The 2,012-nt window shown below is 45.7% G+C and carries 2 protein-coding genes; both read right to left on the bottom strand.

Annotation, left to right across the window (positions count from 1 at the left end; genetic code table 11):
• A partial coding sequence (locus PX484_RS22855) for a ribonuclease R family protein (RefSeq protein WP_288105670.1) occupies positions 1-1,722 on the bottom strand: 1,722 nt, incomplete at its 3' end.
• Between the two features lie 60 nt (positions 1,723-1,782).
• A partial coding sequence (locus PX484_RS22850; protein ID WP_288105667.1) for a hypothetical protein occupies positions 1,783-2,012 on the bottom strand: 230 nt, incomplete at its 5' end.

The raw sequence follows: 2,012 nt of genomic DNA, 5'->3' as shown, positions 1-2,012 counted from the left end.
TTTTAACACCCGTTGTACCCAAAGATCGGCATATCTTTGCAGGGGTGAGAGACAGTGGGTATAATTGCCAGTATAGGCCAAACCAAAATGGGGTAAAGGATGGCTGCTATATCTAACTAATTTGAGAGTTTCTTGCAGGAGATAATTGAGGACTTTCACCGATGTGGAAGCGGAAAAAGTGCGGGTGAGATTTTGATAGTCATTGGGTTTAATCTCCTCCTCGGCAGTTAAATTTAATTCTGCCCCTAAATTATTGGCTAATTTGAGTAAATCCTCCAATTCATCCCAATCCGGTTCCGATTGTCCACAGTAGATACAGGGCAATTTTAAGGCCTGTAAATGTTCAGCGACAACTTTGCCGGCTAAAATCGCCACTTCTGTCAGTAAAGAACGGGCAGGTAAATTATTAGAAGCGAGAACAGTCCCCCCCCGTCCTTCGTCTTTGTAGGGAGAGATTTTGTCTAATTGAATATCAAAACTACCCCGCTGCAGACGTTGGGATTTTAGGGTGGGGCAAACGCTGAAAAATAAATCTTTCAGGGTTTCAACGGTATCGGTGGGGGCAGCTGCGCTATCTTCTTCACTGAGCAGATCGCGCACCTGTTGATAGGTAAAATGTTGATCCACTTGGATGAGGCTGCGGATGATTTCGTACTCCACTAGCTCCCCCTTGTCATCGAGGGTGACGAGGATAGAAATAGCGGGGCGCTGTTCTTGGGGTGACAGGGAACAACGACTGGCAAGGGCAGCCGGGACTAATGGCAGCACTTTTTCGCCTAAATAGACGGCAGTTCCCCGTTTTTTGGCAACTTTATCCAATAATCCGCCCCGTTCAATGTAACGGGTGACATCGCTGATATGAATGGCGACTCGCCAGCGATTTTGGTTGATTTTCTCTAAAGAAAAGGCATTTTCAATGATCGGGGGATAATCTAGGGGGGTGTCATCTTCGATGGTAAAGGTGAAGAGTGGGGTTAAATCTCGCAGTTGTTCTTTTTCGCCACTATCGAAGAAATCCGCTAAATTATCGGCAATTTCGAGGGCTTCCGGCGGAAAATTATGGGGTAGATCGTGTTTACAGGAGACGATATCTGTATCGGCAGCGGACTCGGCCGTGGAACCGAGAATCCGAGTAACTTTACCGATGGGAGGCATTTCCCCTAGGGGATAACGGAGGACGGAAACATGAACGAGGTGATCGATGTTTTCTAGGAGATTTTGACCATTTTCGAGGAGATTAAGGGTAAATTTCAGGCGATCATCGAGGGGAACCGCCACGAACTGCTCATTTTCCTGTTTTACTTGCGCTAGAAGCGAAGGATTAGCCCGTTCGAGAATTAATCTCACCTCTCCCTCTGGGGAACGACGACGGGTCCCCTCGCGGATGATTTTGACTAAAACTCGATCGCCATTCCAAGCGTTACTTAGATGATTTTTCGAGACGTAGATGTCATCAGCATCTTCGATATCTTGGATAGCAAAGCAAAATTCTTTACTGGAACAGCGCAGCTTTGCTTCTACGATATTTTCCTCGATCACACGACGATAGCGCCCGCGTTCTTTGGCAACCATTCCCAGACGTTCCAAAGCATCGAGAATCACTTGCAATTTTTCGCAGCTTTCGGGATTGTCTTCGCAGCCCAGTTTTTTTTCGAGAATTTTACCCGTAGCTAATTTATCATCACTAAGATGAGAGAGGAGTGTGGCGATCGAGAAGTCCATCTAACAATAATCCTTACTTACAAGACACTGACGGAATCGTGAATAATTAAGTTTAAATACTTAATAATGAGAAGATTGATTTAAACTATTGACTCGAGAGATTATCTCTGTCGGGGTAATTGCGATCGCTGGTGGTGACAGTGAAGGTAAACTGAGCAAGCATCGAACACCCGAACCTACCTTGAGAATTATCGAAGCCTTCGTTAGTATAAGCCAATAGCGAACACCGGCAAACTTTTCGGCGATCGCTAGTCTTTCTGGCAGAAGCTTCAGCCTAGTAGAATCTTGTT

This window comes from Microcystis sp. M49636_WE2 (assembly GCF_030065375.1).
GTDB lineage: Bacteria > Cyanobacteriota > Cyanobacteriia > Cyanobacteriales > Microcystaceae > Microcystis > Microcystis aeruginosa_C.
The sequence above is the reverse complement of the archived record's forward strand: the minus strand, read 5'-3'. Positions and strand labels throughout refer to the sequence as shown.